Origin of the sequence: Azospirillum griseum (assembly GCF_003966125.1) — a bacterium.
Taxonomy (GTDB): Bacteria; Pseudomonadota; Alphaproteobacteria; order Azospirillales; family Azospirillaceae; genus Azospirillum; species Azospirillum griseum.
The window spans coordinates 92740-111637 of sequence record NZ_RXMA01000007.1; the positions used below are offsets into that span (position 1 = coordinate 92740).

The 18898-nt window shown below is 68.9% G+C and carries 15 protein-coding genes; 7 read left to right on the top strand and 8 right to left on the bottom strand.

Annotated features, from left to right (window positions below; translation table 11 throughout):
* Positions 1-14: 14 nt before the first annotated feature.
* The 5 genes from EJ903_RS09705 to lptF all read right to left on the bottom strand — a co-directional run bounded on the left by EJ903_RS09705 (position 15) and on the right by lptF (position 6420).
* Positions 15-896, bottom strand: a complete 882-nt coding sequence (locus EJ903_RS09705; RefSeq protein ID WP_126614574.1) for a DMT family transporter — start codon at positions 894-896, stop codon at positions 15-17.
* A gap of 21 nt (positions 897-917) precedes the next feature.
* Complete coding sequence (locus EJ903_RS09710; RefSeq protein ID WP_126614576.1) at positions 918-3428, bottom strand: cation:proton antiporter; 2511 nt, start codon at positions 3426-3428, stop codon at positions 918-920.
* Positions 3429-3632: 204 nt separating this feature from the next.
* The gene (locus tag EJ903_RS09715) at positions 3633-4178 is read right to left on the bottom strand and encodes a flagellar biosynthesis regulator FlaF (RefSeq protein WP_126614578.1); all 546 of its coding nucleotides are present in this window, start codon (positions 4176-4178) and stop codon (positions 3633-3635) included.
* 143 nt (positions 4179-4321) lie between these two features.
* Complete coding sequence (locus EJ903_RS09720) at positions 4322-5278, bottom strand: glycosyltransferase family 9 protein (RefSeq protein ID WP_126614580.1); 957 nt, start codon at positions 5276-5278, stop codon at positions 4322-4324.
* Positions 5275-6420 (bottom strand): LPS export ABC transporter permease LptF, encoded by a 1146-nt coding sequence (gene lptF, locus EJ903_RS09725; RefSeq protein ID WP_126614582.1) that lies wholly within the window; start codon positions 6418-6420, stop codon positions 5275-5277. Before lptF ends, EJ903_RS09720 begins: the two co-directional genes overlap by 4 nt.
* A gap of 138 nt (positions 6421-6558) precedes the next feature.
* On the opposite strand from lptF, the gene EJ903_RS09730 reads away from it, so the two are divergent.
* Complete coding sequence (locus EJ903_RS09730; RefSeq protein ID WP_126614584.1) at positions 6559-8706, top strand: O-linked N-acetylglucosamine transferase, SPINDLY family protein; 2148 nt, start codon at positions 6559-6561, stop codon at positions 8704-8706.
* A 118-nt stretch (positions 8707-8824) separates the two neighbouring features.
* Entirely contained in the window at positions 8825-9049 is a 225-nt protein-coding gene (locus EJ903_RS09735) for a hypothetical protein (protein ID WP_126614586.1), read from the top strand.
* An 18-nt stretch (positions 9050-9067) separates the two neighbouring features.
* Here EJ903_RS09735 and EJ903_RS09740 read toward each other — a convergent pair whose 3' ends face one another.
* Positions 9068-10858 (bottom strand): tetratricopeptide repeat protein, encoded by a 1791-nt coding sequence (locus EJ903_RS09740; RefSeq protein WP_126614588.1) that lies wholly within the window; start codon positions 10856-10858, stop codon positions 9068-9070.
* Between the two features lie 44 nt (positions 10859-10902).
* On the opposite strand from EJ903_RS09740, the gene EJ903_RS09745 reads away from it, so the two are divergent.
* The gene (locus EJ903_RS09745; protein WP_126614590.1) at positions 10903-11661 is read left to right on the top strand and encodes a glycosyltransferase family 2 protein; all 759 of its coding nucleotides are present in this window, start codon (positions 10903-10905) and stop codon (positions 11659-11661) included.
* 34 nt (positions 11662-11695) lie between these two features.
* Here the strand turns inward: EJ903_RS09745 and EJ903_RS09750 are convergent, their stop codons facing one another.
* Together EJ903_RS09750 and hpaR are read right to left on the bottom strand one after the other, a co-directional pair.
* Positions 11696-11929 (bottom strand): hypothetical protein, encoded by a 234-nt coding sequence (locus tag EJ903_RS09750; protein WP_126614591.1) that lies wholly within the window; start codon positions 11927-11929, stop codon positions 11696-11698.
* Positions 11930-12072: 143 nt separating this feature from the next.
* Complete coding sequence (gene hpaR, locus EJ903_RS09755) at positions 12073-12501, bottom strand: homoprotocatechuate degradation operon regulator HpaR (protein WP_126614593.1); 429 nt, start codon at positions 12499-12501, stop codon at positions 12073-12075.
* Positions 12502-12901: 400 nt separating this feature from the next.
* Here hpaR and hpaE point away from each other — a divergent pair, with 400 nt between their 5' ends.
* The 4 genes from hpaE (at position 12902) to EJ903_RS09775 (ending at position 18886) form a co-directional block, all read left to right on the top strand.
* Positions 12902-14455, top strand: a complete 1554-nt coding sequence (gene hpaE, locus EJ903_RS09760; RefSeq protein WP_126614595.1) for a 5-carboxymethyl-2-hydroxymuconate semialdehyde dehydrogenase — start codon at positions 12902-12904, stop codon at positions 14453-14455.
* 125 nt (positions 14456-14580) lie between these two features.
* A complete protein-coding gene (gene qhpR / locus EJ903_RS09765) occupies positions 14581-15627 on the top strand; it encodes an AraC-like transcriptional regulator QhpR (RefSeq protein WP_246015406.1) in 1047 nt (348 codons plus the stop codon).
* 190 nt (positions 15628-15817) lie between these two features.
* A complete protein-coding gene (locus tag EJ903_RS09770) occupies positions 15818-17335 on the top strand; it encodes an aldehyde dehydrogenase family protein (protein ID WP_126614597.1) in 1518 nt (505 codons plus the stop codon).
* Positions 17336-17575: 240 nt separating this feature from the next.
* The gene (locus EJ903_RS09775) at positions 17576-18886 is read left to right on the top strand and encodes an NAD(P)/FAD-dependent oxidoreductase (RefSeq protein WP_210211410.1); all 1311 of its coding nucleotides are present in this window, start codon (positions 17576-17578) and stop codon (positions 18884-18886) included.
* The last annotated feature ends 12 nt before the right edge of the window (positions 18887-18898 follow it).

An 18898-nucleotide genomic window follows, 5' to 3' on the forward strand; every position in this document is an offset into this window, starting at 1 on the left:
GCCCGAACCCGGCGTCACCCCCGGTTGACCAGCGCCACCCCGACGACCGCCACCGCCATCCCGGCGAGCGCGACCAGACCCAGCCGTTCGTCGAACATCGCCCAGGCGACCAGCGCCGTCACCGGCGGGGTCAGGTAGAACAGGCTGGCGACGCGCGCCGCCGCCCCCCGGCGGATCAGGCCGAACAGCAGGAATATGGCCCCGACCGACAGGACGAAGCCCAGCCACAGCAGCGCGAACAGGAACTCGCCGGTCCAGTGCACCTCCATCGTCTCGCACAGCGGGGCGAGCACGGCGAGCGCCAAGGCGGTGGCGGCGTATTGGATGGCGGTTCCGCTGCGCAGATCCATCGCCGCCCCGTGCCGCTTCTGATAGAGCGTGCCAAAGGTGATGCCGATCAACGCCATCGCGGCGTAACCCATGCCGACCAGATGATCGGCGTCGATGGTGAACTTCTCCCGCACCACCAACCCGACCCCGGCCAGCCCCAGCAGCAGACCCAGCCATTGCCGCCCGGTCACACGCTCCCCCAGCAACGGGCCGGACAGGGCGGCGATCAGCAGGGGTTGGATGCCGACGATCAGCGCGGTGACACCCGCCGCCAGCCCATGGGCGATGGCGAGGAACACACCGCTGAGATAGACGCCATGGACCAGCAGCCCGGCGAGCGCGATCCGCCCCGCCGCCCGCCAATCCTTGGGCCAGGGCGCGCCGGTCGCCAGAGCGACCAGGGCCAGCACGATGGACACCGCCCCCAACCGCCACAGCAGGAAGGTCAGCGGTTCGGCATAGGGCAGACCGTATTTCGCGCCGATGAAGCCGGTGCTCCACAGCAGCACGAACAGGGCGGGAGCCAGACGCACCCAGCCGGGGTTGTCCTGGGTCGTCGGGGTCATCACGGCGCTCGCGGTTGGCGGTCAGGTCTCCGCCGGGACGGGCTGCGCGGGCTGTTGGCGGCGCGCCTCGGCGACCGCCTGGAAATGGGTGCGGAGATTCGCGTCCTTCTGCACCAGGCGACGGAAATCCTTCTCATCCAGAACCAGCAATTGGCAATAGCCCATCGCGCGCACGTCTGCATTGCGCCGCTGGCGGGTCAACAGCGCCATCTCGCCGAAAAAGTCGCCCGTGCCCAGCTTCACCGGCTCCGCCAGATTGGGAACCAGCACCTCCACCGCGCCGGACGCGATGAAGAACATGGCGTCGCCCCGGTCGCCGAGCCGGACGATGGTTTCCCCCGGCAGGGCAAGACGGGGGTGCAGCAGGGTGGCAAAGGCGGCAATCCGCTCCTCCGGCAAACCGACGAACAGCGGCACGCGGCCGATCAACTCGCCCACGTCGAAGCGGACGTCCAGTTGCGGCAGCCGTTCCAAGGCCCGGCGACGGCCTTCCAACTCGCGCTCCAGATCGCTCAACACCTCTTGGCTGATGATCGATTCGGCGCGCATGGCCCGGTAGTCGGCGTGCTCCAGCCGCAGGGCGGCGCGCCCGACGTAGCGGCCTTGCAGCACGGTGGCGTAATCGGGGTATTGCAGCTTCAGGGCCGACAGCGCCTGTTCGACGATGCCCAGGCGGCCGATCAGCATCCCTTCCAACTCGCAGGCCACATCCTCGCCCAACAGCCGGGCCAGCCGGTCGCGGGTGAAGGGCAGCAGTTCGCGCAGCACGGTGCGGACGGCGACCAGCACCTCGAACCGCATCGACAGGCGGCGGGCGAGCGGGGCGTGGATGCCAAAGCGCCGTTGCAGCCACGCCGCCCCGCGCATCCAGGGGGAAAAGGCGATGAAGGGTTCCTCGAACGCCCGATACCCGTTGCGCCCCTGCGTTTTCACCGCGTCGAGCAGCCGCCCGCTGCGCCCGGCCAGCAGATCCATCACCGCGCGCGACACCACCCCTTCGGAGAAATGGGCGTAATAGAGTTCCTCTTCGCGGTTGACCAGGATGGCCAGCCCGATGGTCACGCGGTCCTCGTCGCGCAGGGGCGGATCTTTCAACCGTTGCCGGTCGATGGCCTGCAGCCGGTCGGCGTAGCGCGCCAGCATCACGTCGGTGACGGCGGCGTCGACCTCATAGGTGCGGGCCACGGCGCTGACCCGGTCGCGGATGTTTTCCATCGACAGGGCCAGGGCGCGGTTGCGCATGGCGCGTTCGACCGGGTTCAGCCGGTCAAGCTTGAGCAGATGGATCAGCGAGCGCAGCGTCGCGCCGTTGACGAACAGGGTGAAAAAGACAAAGCCCGTGACCAGAACGGCGATGAAGCTCTGCACCCGCTCCGGGACCCGGCCGTTTTCGGTCACGGCAAGCGCCAGGGTCAGCGACACCGCCCCGCGCAAGCCGCCCCACAGCATCACCGTCTTGTAGGCGTGGCTGACCTGTTGCGACAGCCCGGCCCAGGAAAACAGCGGCAGCAGCCCGAACAGCACCAGCCCGCGCGCGGCAAAGGCGGCGACGGTGACGACCAGCACCAAGCCAACCTCCTCCAACCCGGCCTGCGCCAACAGGCGCGGAACCAGGATGGCGGTCAACAGGAAGATCAGCGAATTTGCCCAAAAACCCAGCTGCTGCCACACATGCTCCAGCCCCCCCCAGGTGGTGGGCGAAATGCGGGTGCGCCCGACCGAGCCGATGACCAGGGCGGAGGTGACGACGGCGACCACGCCCGACGCCTCGACGTAATGTTCGGCCACCACATAGACCAGATAGGTTTGCGCCACCGTCAGGGTGATTTCCGCCATCGGCTGGTTGCGCACCGGTTCCACCAGCATGCAGACCACGCGGCCACAGATGTAGCCGGTGACGACCCCGCCGACGAAATCGCGCAGGAACTCCAGCGTCGCCGCCATCGCGCCGCCATCGGTCTTGCGCGTCAGCATGCCCAGCAGCAGGGTGAACAGCGCGATGGCCGCCGCGTCGTTCAGCAGACTTTCGCCCTCGACCAGGGTGGTCAGGCGGCGCGGCGCGCCCAGATCGCGGAAAATGCCGATGACCGCCGCCGGATCGGTGCTGGCGACGATGGCCCCCAGCAGCAGGCAGGCCACCAACCCCATCGAGGTGAAGAGGTTGAGCGCGTACCCCACCGCGAAGGTGCAGACGAACACCGCCACCACCGCCATCAGCAGGATCGGCGCGATGTCGTCGAACAGCCGCCGGACATCGACGGCCAAGGCGGTTTCGAACAGCAGGATCGGCAGGAAGATGTGCAGCAGAACTTCGGACGACACGTCCAGTTCGGCCAGCGAGTTCACGAAATCGCGGAACGGGCCGCCGCCCGGCATCCCGGCGAAGGTCTGGATGACCGCGCCCAACGCCACCCCGACCGCCGCCAGCAGCACGGTGAAGGGAAGCTGGAACCGCGCCGCCAGAGGAGGCAGGAAACTGACCAGGGCGAGCAACCCGGCCATCCCCAGAACATGAATGACGATGTCGTGCATGGATCCTTGCGTGCGCCGTCTGCGGCCATGGGGCTGCACGGTATCGCCCCCGTGTGGCAGGAGCAAGGCCAAGCCATGCCGCCCCATGCGGCAAATGCGAAGCCCGAACCGCAACCCCGATACGACCCAGATACGCCCTACAAACGGAAAAACCGGCGCGTTATTCCGAACGCGCCGGTTTTTGTCTCATCCCTGATGCGTCGATCAGATCGAAATGCGCAGCGACTCGCGGTTGATCGGGGGGGCATCGGCGGCCGGGACCGGCGGGCGCGGCATGGCGGCGGCGGCGGGCCGCAGACCGGGAACACCACCGCCCACACCCGGCGGGACCGCGTTCGGGGGCGGAGTTGGCGCGGTCTGCACCGGCTGCCCGGCGGCGGCCTGCGCCGCGATGAAATCATTCTGCGCCATCAACCCGCTGGCCACCGACCGGTTGATGCTGACCAGCGTTTCGATCTTGGCGAAATCCATGTCCACCAGACGGGCGGTGGTTTCACGGTCCACCAACAGAGACAGAGCGGCCAAATTGGTGCGCACCTCACGCGGGTGTCCGCAATCCTCTTCGGTCAGCGCGGCCTGAAAAATCGTCCAGAGCCGTTGGTTGAGCTGCAACGCCGCCTGAAAGGCGTCCTCATCCTTCGCGTGGCTTGCCGAAATCAAGCGCCGGGCGGCTTCCGCCAAAGCCCAGCATTCGACGTCACGCGGGTTGTCCGAGGTCGGTTTGTTGGCGTAGGTGGGTGTCGGCTTCATTCCAAACCCTCGGGTGGCGGACCCAGACCGGACGCGGACGGACTGCCCGCGTTCGTTTCTCCGCGAAGTTTCGGCCATCCCGGCGGTTTTGTCAACGCAACGGACCTATTTTCGCGAATTCGCAAGCATTTGCCGCAACTTGACTAGAATTTGTTCGCGGCCCCCAACAAATGCTGCGCAACCTCGGCAACGCGGTCTTCGGAAACGCCGTCCATCAGGCCGCTGGCGTTGGGATCCAGACCCACCCTGCGCAACAATTCCTCGCGCGGGACGCTGCCGGTGACGGCGCGGGCGGATGCCCCCCACGGCCCATAGGTTTCGGGAAAGCCCGGCCCGAACAGGCCGACGGTGGGCACCCCCACCGCCGCCGCGATGTGCATCAACCCGCTGTCGTTGCCGACATAAAGCGCGGCGCGGCGCAAACAGGCGGCGGCGGCCAAAGGGTCGGTGCGTCCCGTCAAGTCAATGGCGCGCACGCCCAACGCGGCCAACAACGGCAAGGCACGGACACGCTCCGCCCCGGCGGCCAACACGGCAACGCGGGCACCGGGCAGCGGCCCGTCCGGGCCGGTCAGCCGTTGGGCCAGCCGGGCGAACCGCTCCACCGGCCATTCCTTGCTCAACCAGTTGGCGGTCGGGCCGATGGCCAGAAAGGGGGCACGGTCGGGCGGCAGCAGGGCGTCGGCCTCGGCCTCGGCCCGGGCGTCGATCCACAGCCGTGGCGCTGGTGGGGGCGACAGGCCCAGAACCGCGCCGATCTCCTCCACCTTGTGCATCGGCCGGGCGGCCTTGCGGTGAAAGGCGCGCGTTCCGGCCAGCACCAAGCGACCGACCGCCGAGTTGCGCAGATCGACCACCATGTCCCAGCGGGTGCCGACGCAGGCCAGCCACAGCCGCCACCAATGCCGGGCATAGGGTTGTTTGGCCATCGGGATCAACCGTTCCAGCCCCGGCACCGCGCGGAACAGCGGGGCCGGCAAAGGGCCGCAGGCGATGGTCAGGCGCGCCTGCGGGTGCCGGTCGATCAGATGGCCGAGAAGGCCGGTGGACAGGACCGCGTCGCCCAACCGGTTGGAGGTGATGAACAGAATCCGGGTCACGAGGCGGAGTCTCTGGTGCCGGAATCCGTCGCCCCTGGTGCCGCCTGCTGCGATGGCTTCAAACGCAGCCCGCGCGACATCACCCAGATCGACGGAATCACCGCGCAGAAGGGCAGCACATACATCAGCGGCACAAAGGGCGTCATCTTGCCCGCCAGACTGGTCAAGCCCAGGGCCGCCGCCTGCAATCCCATCACCAGCAGAACCGCCACCGTGATCCGCCTGGACTGACCGCGCCGGTTGAACTCGCCCGACAACAGCGCGGCCAAGGCAACGGCGGCGTAGGCCAAGGCCAGCAGCGGCGAGGCGAAGCGGTGGTGCAACTCCGCGATCAGGCCGCGCCGCATGCGGTCGTCCTGCGCGATGGCTTCCGGCGCGAACAGGTCGGCGGTGGACCGCTCGCGCGCGTCGGGCCAACGCTCCTCCGCCGTCGGGGTCAGCACCTTCAGATCCACGGCGTAGCGTTCGAAAAACAGTTGCGACAGGCGGCCGGTCTTGCGGTCCAACTCCTGCCGGTTGCCGTCATAGACGACAAAGCGCGTGCCTTCCGGCCCGGTCAGCATCACGGCGCGGTCGCCCATGACGGTGACGGGCTTGACCTCGTCGCGCCCGTCATGGATCAGCACCTTGTGCAGATTGCCGTCGGAGTCCCGCTCGCGCAGGAACACGCTGAAACGGTCGCCCACCTCGTTGAACACGCCCTCGCGCAGGAACAGCTGCGAATAGTCGTTGCGCACGACATATTCCATCCGCACCAATTCGCGATGGGCCGACGGGGTGATCCAGACGTTGAGGGTGTAGACGACGCCGACCACCATCAGGGCCAACAGGACCGCCGGTTGCGCCAAGGAAAACGGCCCGACCCCGGCGGCGCGCATCACCACCAGCTCGCTGTCCGCCGTCAACCGGTTGTAGGTGAACAAAATCGCCCCGACCAGCGCCAGCGGCAGCACGATGCCGAGGAAGGTCGGGACCGTCAGCAGCAGCAGCCACAGGAACATCTGCATCGGCGCGCCGGCGCTGACCACGATCTCGATCAGGCGCAGCGACTGGCTCAACCAGATCGTCAGCGTCAGACCGGCGGTGGAATAGAGCGTGGCGATCAGCAGGTTGCGGAACAGATACCGTTGCAGTCGGTTCATGGGTCTGGCCAAAGATGCAGCACGCGCGGCAAGCTGACCGTCTCCGCCCGCCGGGTCAAGCGCTGAAAAGCCGCCGCCCCGGACGCAAGGGCGGAAAATGCTGGCGCGCGGACGGTCCGGGCGGATAGACAGGACCCCATGGCGACGATCCAGGACGTGTTGACAGCGGCGCTGTCCCACCATCAGGCCGGACGGTTGAACGAGGCGCAAGCGGGCTATCGCGCCGTGCTCGACGCCGTCCCCGGCCACCCCGACGCCGCCCATCTGCTGGGCGTCGCCCATCTCCAGGCCGGTCAGCCGGACGAGGCGGAACGCTGGATTCGCACCGCCATCCAGTCCAACCGCCGCGCGGCGGATTACCACGACAACCTCGGCAGCGCCCTGAAGGCGTTGGGCCGGTTGGACGAGGCGGTGGCCGCCCACCGGCAGGCCATCCGCTTGCGGCCCGACTTCGCCCAGGCGCTCTACAACCTCGGCAACGCGCTCGACGCGCTGGGGCGCCGGGAGGAGGCCGTCACCGCCTACCGCCAGGCCATCGCCCGCCGCCCCGGCTACGCGCGGGCGCGCTTCAATCTGGGCAACGCCCTGTCGGCGTTGGGCCGAAACGAGGACGCGCAGGCCGCTTTCCACGCCGCCATCGCCGATGACCCGGCCTTTGTCGAGGCGCACGCCAACCGGGGGGCGGCGCTGCTGGCGCTGGGCCGCCCGGTCGAGGCCGATTCGGCGCTGGCGCGCGCGCTGGCCCTGCGCCCGGATCATCCCGGCGCGTTGACCAACCGGACGGCGGCGCTTCTGGCCCAAGGGGATGGAGCCGCCGCCGACGCGGCGCGGCGGGCGGTGCGCGCCAACCCGGCCAACGCCGACGCGTGGTTGGGGTTGGGCGAGGCGCGGCAACGGGCCAACCGTCTGGGCGACGCCGCCCGCGCCTACTCCACCGCGCTGGCGCTGGATCCGGGCTTGGCCGAGGCGTGGGCCAATCTGGCCGTCGCCCGCCAGACGCAAGGGCTGTTGACGGAGGCCGAACGCGGCGACCGGCTGGCGCTCGCCCTGCGCCCGGATCTGGCGACGGTCCGCTCCAACCTTGCCTATCTGGCGTTGTTCCAGCCGGGGGCGTCGCTGGCCGGGGCGCTGGCCGCGCATCGGGCGTGGGACGCGGTGCACGGCGCGCCGCTGCGGGCCTCCTGGCCCAAACCCGCGCGGCGCAAAGCGGACGGTCCGTTGACCGTCGGCATCCTGTCGGGCGATTTCCGCCGCCACCCCGCCGGGCAATTCGCCATCCGCACGGTGGAGGCCCTGCCCGCCCACGGCGTGCGCCTGTTCCTCTACGCCAACCAGACCGAAGCCGACGACCTGACCGCCCGCTTCCAGGCGGCGGCGGAGCGCTGGATTCCGGTTGGCGCGCTGTCCGACGCCGCGCTGGCCGAGCGCATCCGCGCCGACCGGCCCGACATCCTGATCGATCTGGCCGGGCACAACGCGCGCGGGCGGCCCGGTGTCTTCGCCCGCAAACCGGTGGCGGTTCAGGTCGCGTGGTCGGGCTACATGGCCACCACCGGTCTGGCGGCGATGGACGCCCTGGTGGCCGACCATCACCACATCCCCGACGGGGCGGAGGCGTTGTATGGCGAACGCGTCCTGCGCATGCCCGACGCCTTCATCGCCTATGACCCGCCTGATGGCGCGCCGGATCTGACCCCGCCGCCCTGCCAAGCGGGCGCGCCGCCGACCTTTGGCTGCTTCAACATTCTGACCAAGCTGAACGCCGGGGTTCTGGCGGCCTGGGCGGCCATCCTGACGCGCATCCCCGACGCCCGCCTGCTGATGAAGACCAAGGCCCTGTCCTGCCCGGACACCGCCGCCCTGTGGCGCGACCGGCTGGCCGCCGCCGGGATCGCGCCGGATCGGGTGACGATGGTCGGGGCCACCAGCAATCTGGAGCATATGGGCTGGTGCGCCTCGGTCGATGTGGCGCTGGATCCCTTCCCCTTCGCGGGCAGCACGACGACGTTGGAAACGCTGTGGATGGGGGTTCCGGTGGTGACGCTGCCGGGCGAGACCTTCTCCAGCCGCCATTCGCTGGCCTTCCTGTCCGTGGCCGGGGTGGAGGGCTGCGTGGCGTCCAGCGTGGACGATTACGTGGACAAGGCCGTGGCCTGGGCGCAGGCACCCGACCGGCTGGCGGCGCTGCGCGCCGGTTTGCGCGCCCGCATGGCGGCTGGCCCCTTGTGCGACGGAAACCGGCTGGCCGCCGCCCTGGCCCCGGCGCTGCGCGGGTTGGTCGGCTGACCACAGGCGCGCCCGTGTGAAAAAGCTGTAACCCTTCCGTCATTGTCATCCGTCCGGGGCCGGGCCATCATTTCCAACCAGACGGCGCACGCGCGCCACCACCGCATCGGAGCGGCTGATGCTGACACCATCCGCAATCCGTCAGGCCATCGACGAGGTTGAACAGGCCACCAGCGCGCCCTGTGACCATGACGGCGAACCGGCCTTGCGCAAGCTCTACACCGTCTACGCCCAGAGCGTGTTGAGCGCGCACGGCATCATGGCCGATCTGGAGTCGCTGTGCTGCCAATGCTGCCGGGCCTGCCCGCCGGGGGCCTGCATCCGTGATCTCAACCGGGCCTGATCCCCGGTCCCGACGGTTTCACTTGTCGCCAATGAAGCGGACCCACGGGAAGGCCGTCCAATCGAACCAGCGCACCGCCGGCGCGATTCCGCGCTTACCCATCGCCTCCAACACACAGAAGGGGGCGGCCTGGTCGAGCATCCAGGCCCCTTCGCCCCGGTGCCAGACGTCGGCGATGAACGCGGCGGTGGCGGACAGAAACCGGCGGCTGGCGTCGGTCGGTTGGAACCAGGCAAAGCAGACGGTGATTTCCCGAGTCGGCCCCCGTCCGCGCCCATCGCGCAACAGGCCGACATCGGCCCCGGCCAGCCGGTCAGCCAGCCCGCCGAGGTCGGTCAACAGGCTGCAATCGGCGTCCACATGCACCAGCGGGCGGCGCAGCCGGTCGAGAAGCTGGCTCCAACGCACGAAGCGGATGCAGGCGTAGTAGGTGGCGCGACGGTGGGCGTCCCAGCCCGACACGTCAACCACCTCCCGGCTGTAGCCCAACGGCAACCGCGCGCGCCAGTCGGCCAACGCGGCCAACGTCGCGGCGGACGGGTTGACGACGTGAACATGCACCGCCACCCCAGCGGTGGACGGCACGACCGCCGCGATGGACGCGAGCAGATCGCCGACAAAGCGCTGGAAATAGCCATCGTCGCAGGCCACCGCGATCACCGGCCGCCCCGCCCCGCCCGGCGGCAACGCGGCGAGGATCTCCAGGGGGGCAAAATCCGGCAACAGACGGTCGAGCGCGGGCAGACGGTCGAGCATCCCCCGGTCGGCCCGGATCAGCGACCACAGGCGCAGCTCGAAATCCGCCGCGCGTTCCGCCGGGGTGAAGCGTTGCCCGATCCGCCGCATCCAGCGCGCGCCCAGATCGCTGCGCCCCCGGCGGTAAAAGTGATAGGCGACCAGGGACGCCGCGCGGGTGTCGCGCGGATCCCGCCGCAGGGCCTGCGGAGCCGCGCGCGCCGCCGCCGCAACCAGACCATCGTCGGCCCGCCCGGCTTGCAGCAGTTTCAACGCCGCGCCCAGCAGGGCATCGCCCGCCGCCGCGTGGGCGGGCTGCACGGCCAGGGCGCGACGCACCCACCCCAGACCGCGCGCCAGCTTGGCCCCGTCCAGCGCCCGCCCGGCGACCACCGGCTGATCCATCCCGGCTTCGCTCAACAGGCGAACGGCGACGGTGTGCAGGGCGTCGGCGTTCCCCGGCTCCAGCGCCATCGCCTGCCGCCGCAGGCGGGCGGCGGCGGCGTGGCGGCCCAACTCCGCCAACGCGATGGCGCGGTTGACGCGCGGTTCCGCCGCATCGGGGGTCTGGGCGATGGCCTGGGCGAAGGCGTCGGCGGCCTCATCCGTGCGACCCAGCGCCCGCAAGGCGGTGCCGATATTGTTCCAAGCCTGCGGGTAGCGGGCGCGCCGGGCGAGCGCGTGGCGGTAGAGGCCCGCCGCCGCCGCCGCGTCGCCGCGCTCCAACCACAGATTGCCCAGATTGTAAGCCGCTTCGGCCAGATCGGGGTCCAGGCGCAGGGCGCGGGCGAAGCCTTGCGCTGCCCGGTCCGCCTCCCCCGCCGCCCGCAGGGTCAGGGCCAGATCGCTGAGGAAATCGCCATCCTGCGGGGCCACCGCCACCGCCAGCCGCAAGCGCCGCCGCGCCGCCGCCTGTCGCCCGCTCTGCCCATCGAGCACCCCCAGAAGATGCAGCGCGTCGGGCTGGTCCGGCACGGCCCGCAGGATGCTAAGATACAGCGCCTCGGCCCGATCCAGGCGGCCCGCCTGATGGTGGTCGACCGCTGCGGCCAGGGCGTCGCGAAGAGATACCATCCCGCCTGTCTACACGCAGGCCAAAGAGCGAGCAAGACACGCCGATGACCACCCCCGCCCCGGCTCCTCTGGTCAGCATCATCACCCCCAGTTGGCAGCGGGAGGATTGCCTGCCCCGCCTGCACGCCTGCATCCAGGCGCAGACCCATCCGGCCATCGAATGGCTGGTGTTCGACGACAGTCCGCGCCCGTCGCCCTATCTCCAACCGTTGGCCAATCCGGATCTGAAGTATTTTTATTCGGCCAGCCGCTACGCCATCGGCGAAAAGCGCAACATCCTGGCCGAACACGCGCGCGGCGGCATCATCCTGCACATGGACGACGATGACTTCTACGCCCCCGGCTATGTCGCCCGCATGGTGGCGTGGCTGGAGAGCGGGTATGATCTGGTCAAGCTGTCGGGCTGGTTCCTGCACAGCGCCGTCCACAGGCGTTTCGGCTATTGGGACACGGCGCGCGGCGGATCGCATCACCGCTGGGGCCGCAGCGCCTGCGCCTATGTCGAGGCTCCCGACGCTCCGGCCTCTGCGGACAATCTCGACGGTTACGGCTTTTCCTACGCCTACCGCCGCGCGGTGTGGGAGGCCGGTCGCTTTCCACCGGTCAACGCCTGCGAAGACGCGCCCTTCGTGGCGGCGGCGCGCGCGGGCTTCCGCGTCGGGGCCTTTCCCGACCGCGAGGGGCTGTGCCTGCACACGCTGCACGCGCGCAGCACGAGCCTGTGCATGCCGCAATATGAGTTGCCGGAATGGTTGCTGGACCGGCTGTTCGGCCCGACCATCGCCGCTTACATCGGGGACTGAGCGCCCAGACGAGGCATCAGAAACGGGGACCCGCTCAGATCTGAACGTCGAGGAACATGCCGCGCCGGTAGTTGCGCGGCAGGGTCAGGATGCCGTTGACCACCAGTGCCGCCAGTTCGCGCACGCTGGGAATGCGTTGACGGCCCTGCGCCACCCCTTCGGCCCGCGCGCGCACCCCCACAGCCCCGGTGGAGGGGACACGCCCACCACCGACATCGGTGCGGATCGGCTCGTTTCCGCGTTCGCCTGTGCGTCGGGTTTCAACCATGTCATCAGGCTAGCAAAAGCCGAACGCCCCAGCAAGGCGACGCGTGGGCCAACCTCGCGCGAATCATCTTTGTGCGGTTCACGCCGCACATCTTGCGTCACACACCCTAAACGACACAGGAGGGGGCGGGATGAGCGGGCGACCTACTCCTCGTCCGCCTCGACCGGTTCGGTTCCATCGGTCAGGCAGGTGGCCAGCTCGTCCAACAGGCGGTAGAGCGTCGTCAGCCGCTCGTCGCCGAAGGCGGCGGTGATCTCGGCGTAACCGCGTTCGCTGTGCGGGGCGATCAGCGCGATCAGCGCCCGCCCGCTGGCGGTGATGGAGATTTGCGCGGCCCGCAGATCCTTGTCCTCCACCCCGCGTTCGATCAAGGCCCGCTTTTCCAGCGCCCGCAGGATGCGCGACAGGCTGGGCATGCTGATGCTGCTCAACCGCGCCAGTTCGCCCGCGCGGAACCCGTCGGCGCTGGTCAGGGCGCGCAACACCCGCCATTGCTGTTCGGTCAGGTCATGGGCGTGCAGGATCGGGCGGAACCGGCCCATCACCGCTTCGCGCGCCTTCAGCAACGCCATCGGCAGGGATCGGCTGAAGGCGCGGAGTTCCGCGCGCGGCTGGTCTGGAAACGTCTGATCCGGAGGCGGAGGCGCGGCGGGACTTGGATCCGGTGTCACGGCGCTGCGTTTGGATGGTCTGCCCACGGCTCTGGTCCACTGTCTTTCACGGAAAATCGGCGACGGCGCGCGATCAGGATAGCGCGCCCGCCACCGGATGCAAAACCGCTTGACACCCGGCGACGTCGATTTATATAACACGTTAAATATTAACGCGGCAATCAAATGCGGCGACCGCGTCGGCCCCACCCCTTCGGCCCGGCGCACGCGTGCCCCCCTCATCACGCCCCAAACACCAGCCCCCAAACCTGCCGCGCGCCGCCAACGCACCAAGAACCCGACCCGCAAGGAGTGAAACGCCATGACCAGCGCAACCAACGCCAGCAGCGCCACCGGAACCGCCTTTGCCGCCAACCTCGCCGCCGCCGAAACGCTGCTCACCCGCTTCCGCGCCAAACCGCTGGGCCATTTCATCGATGGTCGGGAGGTGCCGGGATCGTCCGGCGCGCTGTTCGACAACCATTCGCCCATCGACGGCGGACTCATCAATCAGGTCCACGCGGGCAACGCCGCCGATGTGGACGCCGCCGCACGGGCCGCCGAACGCGCCTTTCCCGCCTGGGCCGCGCTGTCCGGGACCGCGCGCAAGCGCATCCTGCACAAGGTCGCCGACGGCATCCTGGCCCGCGCCACCGACATCGCCATTCTGGAAAGCCTGGACAGCGGCCAGCCGATCCGCTTCATGAGCAAGGCCGCCGAACGGGCGGCGGAGAATTTCCGCTTCTTCGCCGACCGCGCGCCCGACGCCGCGAACGGCCTGTCGCTGCCCGCCGACACCCATCTGAACCTCACCCTGCGCCAGCCTCTGGGGCCGGTGGCGGTCATCACCCCGTGGAACACGCCCTTCATGCTGTCCACCTGGAAGATCGCCCCGGCGCTCGCCGCCGGTTGCACGGTGGTGCACAAGCCCGCCGAATGGAGTCCGCTGACCGCCATGCTGCTGGCCGAGATCATGACCGAGGCCGGGGTTCCGGCGGGCGTGGTCAATCTGGTCAACGGTTTGGGGGAAGAGGCGGGCAAGAGCCTGACCGAGCATCCGGCGATCAAGGCGGTGGCCTTCGTCGGCGAATCCAGCACCGGCAGCCACATCATGGCCCAGGGCGCGCCGACGCTGAAGCGCGTGCATTTCGAATTGGGTGGCAAGAATCCGGTCATCGTCTTTGACGACGCCGATCTGGATCGGGCGCTCGACGCCGTGGTCTTCATGATCTACAGCCTGAACGGCCAGCGCTGCACCTCCTCCTCCCGCCTGCTGGTCCAGCGCGGCATCCACGACGCCTTCATCGACCGGCTGGCCGAACGGGTGGCGCGCATCACGGTCGGCCACCCGCTGGATCCGGCGACGGAGGTCGGGCCGCTGGTGCACGAACGCCATCTGGGCAAGGTTCTCGGCTATTGCGCCATCGCGCGCGAGGATGGGGCGACCGTCCGCGTTGGCGGCACCCGTGCGGAGGGGTTGGGGACCGGTGGCCATTACGTCCGCCCCACCCTGTTCACCAACGCCACCAACCGGATGCGCATCGCGCAGGAGGAGATCTTCGGCCCGGTGCTGACCGCCATTCCCTTCACCGACGAGGCCGAGGCCGTCGCCATCGCCAACGACATCCCCTATGGCCTGACCGGCTATGTGTGGACGCGCGACGTCGGCCGGGCCAACCGGGTCGCCCTGAAGCTCGACGCCGGGATGGTCTGGATCAATTCGGAAAACAACCGCCATCTGCCCACCCCGTTCGGCGGCATGAAGGCCAGCGGCATCGGCCGTGACGGCGGCGATTACAGCTTTGATTTCTATATGGAAACCAAGAACATCTGCGTCGCGCTCGACACCCACGCGGTGCCAAAACTGGGCGTCTGACCCGCGCGCATCCGGAACGGACCGCCCCCGCAGCGGGCGGTCCGTTCCGCAAAACCCCTTTGCCGCCCGGACAGGAGGACGCCATAGTTTACGCCCCGCGTCCGTCCGTCAGGGTTCCGCCCGCCGTGCCGCCGATCCCCTCCACCGACCGCGAGCCGAAGACATGGGCCTCGGTCATGCAGCCGCTGGTCGATTCCATCAAGCGCCGGGGCGGTGCCCCCGACGCGCTGCTGGAACGCTACGGCCTGTCGGAAGCGCTGTTGGCCGATCCCTGCCGCGAAATCCCCCTGCGCCATTACGTCGAGGCGTTCGAGGCCGCCGCCGCCCGCGTCGGCGATCCCAATTTCGGCCTGTCGGCCGCGCGCGACGTCACCCCCTTCACCCTTGGCCCGATCGGGCTGCTGTTCATCAGTTCCCCCACCCTCGGCACGGCGCTGAAAGGCTTCATCGATTACATCGGGCTGGCCCAGCAGGCGACCACCAGCCGCATCGTGCAGGATGGGCCGACCTGCGTCTTTCAATACCGGATCGAGGATGCGCGCATCCGCCGCCGCCGCCAGGACGCCGATTATTCGCTGGCGATGGTGACGACGCTGATGCGCGCCATGGCGGGCAACGGCTGGCGGCCGCTGGAGGTGCATTTCGAACACAGCGCCCCGCTGAACCGGCAGGCGCACGACGCCTTTTTCGGCGCGCCGCTCTATTTCGACCAGGGCATCAACAGCCTGATTTTCTCCGCCGCCGATCTGGCCATCGCCGGAAACGTGATGGACCGCCGGGTCAGCCCCATCGTCGAACAGTATCTGCGCACCCTGCTGGAACGCGCCATGCCGGTGCGCTCGGTGGAGGACGAGGTGCGGCGCATCCTGTCCGATCATCTGCCCGACAGCGGGCGGTTCGGCGTCGCCAAGGCGGCGCGCGCCGTCGGCCTGTCCGCCCGCACCCTGCAACGCACCCTGCACAAATCGGGCGACAGCTTTGCCGCGATCAAACAGGACAAGCGGCGGAGCATGGCCGAAACCTATCTGGCCGACACCGACCTGTCGGTGACGGAGATCGCCCACATTCTGGGCTACGCCGATGGGGCCTGCTTCACCCGGGCCTGCCGCCGCTGGTTCGGGCTGACCCCCTCGGCCTACCGCAAGACGGCGCGCGGGCTGGCTCCGCCGTGACCGGGGGTGCGCCGGACTGGAGCCAACCGGAATGAGGCCAACCGGAATGAGGTTTGTGGCGCGAAAGGTCAAAAATCTGGCGGTGAAAATCGGGTGATGCGACGGCGGATCGGCGACCATCGTCCGCACACACCGCAATCAGCGCTCCGAACAACAACCGAGCGCCCCAGCCTTCGGAACCATCGCCGCCATGGATCACCCCCTGCCGCCCGGGCACGACCCGCGCCTGTCCCCCGCCGCTGTCCGCTTCCTGGCCCAGCCGCACGCCCTGATCGTCGGGGCGGACCGCCCGATGGCGGCCTCCGGGGCCGTGATGGCCGCGCATGATCCGGCCACCGGCCACCCCATCGCCACCGTCCCCGCCGCCGGTCCGACGGATGTGGACGCCGCCGTCCAGGCCGCCCGCCGGGCGCTGGAGGGGGAGTGGTCCCGCCTGCGCCCGGTGGAGCGTGAACGGGTCCTGCTGCGTCTGGCCGACCTGATCGAACGGCATGGCGAGGAGCTGGCCCAGATCGAAACCCTCAACAACGGCAAGCCCATCGGCCTGTCCCGCGCGGTGGAGGTCGGGGCCTCGGTCGATTTTCTGCGCTACATGGCCGGGTGGGCGACGAAGATCGAGGGCAGCACGCTGGACGTCTCCATCAACGTGCCGCCCGGAGCCCGCTTCCACGCCTACACCCGGCGGGAACCGGTCGGCGTCGTCGGGGCCATCGTGCCGTGGAATTTCCCGCTGTTGATGGCGGTGTGGAAGATCGGCCCGGCGCTCGCCACCGGCTGCACCGTGGTGCTGAAACCCGCCGACGAAACGCCGTTGACCGCCCTGCGGCTGGGCGAACTGTGCCTTGAGGCCGGAATCCCGCCCGGCGTGGTCAACATCGTCACCGGCGTCGGCGCGGTGGCCGGGGCGGCCCTGGCCGCGCATCCCGGCGTCGACAAGATCGCCTTCACCGGATCGACGCCGGTCGGGCGGCAGGTGGGCGCGGCGGCGGTCGCCCGCATGGCCCGCTTCACGCTGGAACTGGGCGGCAAATCGCCGATGATCCTGTTCCCCGACATGGATCCGGCCCAGACGGGCTTCGCCGCCCATCTCGGCGTTTTCTTCAACCAGGGACAGGTCTGCACCTGTGGGTCGCGGCTGTACATCCACGCCGACATTTTCGACCGGGTGGTCGCCGACATCGCCGGGGTGGCGCGCGGCCTGCGGCTGGGCAGCGGCCTGGATCCCGACAGCCAGATCACGCCGCTGATCTCGCCCCGCCAACAGGCGCGGGTCCAGGGCTTCGTCACCCGCGCCCTGGCCGAGGGGGCGGAGGCGCTCAGCGGCGGTGCCCCAGTGGACGGGCCGGGCTGCTTCGTCGCCCCGACGCTGCTGGTCAACACCCGCGACGATCAGGAGATTGTGCGCGAGGAAGTGTTCGGCCCGGTCGCCGTGGCCATGCCCTTCCGCGATCTCGACGCGGTCGTCGCCCGCGCCAACGACAGCCGCTATGGGCTGGCGGCGTCGGTGTGGACGCGCGATCTCGGCATCGCCCACACGGTGGCGGCGCGGCTGAAGGCCGGAACCGTCTGGGTCAACAGCCACAACATGCTCGATCCGGCGATGCCCTTCGGCGGCTTCAAGGAATCCGGCATCGGGCGCGAGCATGGCCGGGCGGTGCTGGACCATTATCTGGAAACCAAATCGGTCTGCATCGCCCTGCCGGGATGAGGCGGCGGGGGCAGCGTTTAGAGTTGCATATGTTTTGTGCAAATGTGAGCGCTGCCCATCAAATCCTCACCTGTGGCGCTGAAGATCAAATTATTGGCGCATCCTATCAAGTGGACACCGGACGGCGGTGTCATCCTGTGGTCACGTTCAAAACCCGATCACCCTCGCCCCGCGCCCTCCGGCCCCCTTGGGATCGGCCGGGCGCTGGACCGGGGAAGGTCACGCGGAAAGACGATCACCATGACCCACATCATGAACAGGCTGGATTCCCGGAACTACTACACCGCCACGCGCAAGTATGACCTGGCCTTTCCGCGCCTGACCCAGGATCTGGACGCCGATGTCGTGGTGATCGGCGGCGGCTTTTCCGGGATCAACACCGCGTTGGAGCTGGCGGAAAAGGGCATCACCAACATCGTGGTGCTGGAAGCCCGGCATCTGGGCTATGGCGGCACCGGGCGCAACGGCGGGCAGGTGATGGCCGGAATCGGCCATGACCTGGAAAAGGTGAAGAAGCACGTCGGTCCCAAGGGGATGGAAACGCTGTTCGGCATCGCCAACCTCGGGGCCGGGATCATCCGCGACCGCATCGCGCGTTATGGCATCGACGCCGATTTCCGCCATGGCTACGGCTACCTCGCCTTCAACGAGCGGCAGGAACAGACGCTGAAAACGTGGTTGGCGGAGTTCAAACAGGTCGCCCCCGACGAGGACATCGAGCTGGTCAGCGGCCCGCGCGTGCAGGAGGTGGTCGGTTCCACCGCCTACCGCGCCGCGCTGAAGCACATGGGCGGCGGCCATGTCCATTCATTGAATCTGCTGTTGGGCGAAGCCAAGGCGTTGACCGGCCACGGCGCGCGCATCTTTGAAAACAGCCCGGTCATCGCCGTGGAGTATGGCGCGCGCATCACCGTGCGCACCAACGCGGGCAGCGTGCGCGCGACCAAGCTGCTGTGGGCCTGCGATTCCTTCCTGAACAGGATGGAACCGGCCATCGCGGCGAAGACGATCAACACCTATGCCTTTCAAATGGCGACCGAACCCCTGCCGGACGAGCTGTGTTTGAAAATCAGCCCGATCCGGGGGGCCTACAGCGACATCCGCCCGGTCATCGATTACTACCGCGTCACCAACGAAAACCGCCTGCTGTTCGGTGCCGCCACCGATTTCGTCGATTACGTGCCGGGCGATCTGGCCGGGTGGAACCGGGCGCGGATGCTGGCCATCTTCCCCTACCTCGCCGATGTGAAGATCGAGTTGGCCTGGGGCGGGCCGATGGCCTGTTCGGCCAACCTGTTCCCACAGATCGGCTCCCTGCCCGGCCGCCCCAACGCCTTTTACGTCCAGGGCTATTCCGGCTTCGGCGTCACCCCCAGCCACATCGTGTGCAAGGTCCTGGCCGAGGGGATGAGCGAAGGGTCGGAGCGTTACGACCTGATGAGTTCGATCCCCCACATCGACATTGTCGGCAAGGAGCGGCTGCGCCCCGCCGTGATGTCGGCGGCCAAGACCTGGCACCAGCTTTCCGGCTTTTTCAACGGGCGTCGTTGAACGCCCGCCCCT

Excerpts from the sequence above, each read along its gene's own strand:
- EJ903_RS09705 (WP_126614574.1), bottom strand. The coding sequence starts at position 896 with ATGACCCCGACGACCCAGGACAACCCCGGCTGGGTGCGTCTGGCTCCC.
- EJ903_RS09710 (WP_126614576.1), bottom strand. The coding sequence starts at position 3,428 with ATGCACGACATCGTCATTCATGTTCTGGGGATGGCCGGGTTGCTCGCC.
- EJ903_RS09715 (WP_126614578.1), bottom strand. The coding sequence starts at position 4,178 with ATGAAGCCGACACCCACCTACGCCAACAAACCGACCTCGGACAACCCG.
- lptF (WP_126614582.1), bottom strand. The coding sequence starts at position 6,420 with ATGAACCGACTGCAACGGTATCTGTTCCGCAACCTGCTGATCGCCACG.
- EJ903_RS09730 (WP_126614584.1), top strand. The coding sequence starts at position 6,559 with ATGGCGACGATCCAGGACGTGTTGACAGCGGCGCTGTCCCACCATCAG.
- EJ903_RS09735 (WP_126614586.1), top strand. The coding sequence starts at position 8,825 with ATGCTGACACCATCCGCAATCCGTCAGGCCATCGACGAGGTTGAACAG.
- EJ903_RS09740 (WP_126614588.1), bottom strand. The coding sequence starts at position 10,858 with ATGGTATCTCTTCGCGACGCCCTGGCCGCAGCGGTCGACCACCATCAG.
- EJ903_RS09745 (WP_126614590.1), top strand. The coding sequence starts at position 10,903 with ATGACCACCCCCGCCCCGGCTCCTCTGGTCAGCATCATCACCCCCAGT.
- EJ903_RS09750 (WP_126614591.1), bottom strand. The coding sequence starts at position 11,929 with ATGGTTGAAACCCGACGCACAGGCGAACGCGGAAACGAGCCGATCCGC.
- hpaR (WP_126614593.1), bottom strand. The coding sequence starts at position 12,501 with ATGGCGTTGCTGAAGGCGCGCGAAGCGGTGATGGGCCGGTTCCGCCCG.
- hpaE (WP_126614595.1), top strand. The coding sequence starts at position 12,902 with ATGACCAGCGCAACCAACGCCAGCAGCGCCACCGGAACCGCCTTTGCC.
- EJ903_RS09770 (WP_126614597.1), top strand. The coding sequence starts at position 15,818 with ATGGATCACCCCCTGCCGCCCGGGCACGACCCGCGCCTGTCCCCCGCC.
- EJ903_RS09775 (WP_210211410.1), top strand. The coding sequence starts at position 17,576 with ATGACCCACATCATGAACAGGCTGGATTCCCGGAACTACTACACCGCC.